The following is a 1,047-nucleotide window of genomic DNA, read 5'->3' on the forward strand; positions in this document are numbered from 1 at the left end:
AATTAAGAACTAAAGAAAAATCAGTAAGGTTAGAAACTAATTTAGTGTAAACTCTAATCTATAACTTTTGTAAAGCATGTATCTTAACGAACATTTGACAAAAATCCCGTAAGAATTGAACTTTAAGTAAAAAATATATTATGAAAACAAAGATTTTATTATTCCTATTGGGAATCGGACTTTTGATTAGTTGTAATAACGATGATGATGCTAATTATCAATCGACTGAAATTAATTTCACGGAAATCGGAAAAGGAGCATTATTCGGAAATGGACAAGAGGGAATTTCTCAATCTAATTTGACTATTTCAAATTCGACTGAATGGCAAAATCTAATTTCTCAAATGAACTCTGTAAATAACACAACCGATAATTTTACAGAAACTGATATAAACTTTAACGAGTTTACTGTATTTGCCATTTTTCTTGAAGTTAAAGGTCAAGGTTGGGAAATTGAAACGGAAAATGTTATTGAAAATCAAAATAATATTTCTATTTCGACTGTTGAAACTGAATATGCAACTTCAGTGATAACTCAACCTTTTAGTATTATTAAAATTCCAAAAACAGAAAAACCAATAATAGTGGAATAAAAACTTGCTACAACAATGTATAACCGCAATTACGGCGGATTCGACTACGTCCGAATCCACTCGGAATTGCTAACACCAGTTCTTAACCGAAAATTAACGCATATTAACCCGTAACTGACGGTTATACGTGACCGTTGGCAACAATTCCCGATCGCAGTTGAAATCCCAAAGAATTTGGAGTATTTAAAAGCTCATTTCTTACCAAAATTCCGTGCATTTCTCCAGCCGATTTCCCACTCATACGTTAAATAAAAAATATGCCGACTTTAGCCAGGTTGCGGATTGACAAGGTTTACGGATTAAAAAAATCTGGATTTTTTGCCAGCTTACTGCCCGCGATTTTTTTTTTGATTTTTAAACCAGATAAAACGAAAAACAACTGTTGCCAACAATGTGTATAAAAAATGCTTACTTTAGTTCCTAACCAATGGCTGTGCTTGTTTGCTAGCGTCCG

General features: G+C 32.7%; 1 protein-coding gene. It reads left to right on the forward strand.

Features of this window, described 5'->3' with window-relative positions:
• Nucleotides 1-140 precede the first annotated feature (140 nt).
• Nucleotides 141-593: a hypothetical protein gene (locus tag BXY82_RS00055; protein ID WP_133756144.1), complete on the forward strand. Its 453-nt coding sequence runs from the start codon at nucleotides 141-143 to the stop codon at nucleotides 591-593.
• The last annotated feature ends 454 nt before the right edge of the window (nucleotides 594-1,047 follow it).

This window comes from Gelidibacter sediminis, assembly GCF_004364975.1.
In the GTDB taxonomy this organism is placed as follows: Bacteria; Bacteroidota; Bacteroidia; order Flavobacteriales; family Flavobacteriaceae; genus Gelidibacter; species Gelidibacter sediminis.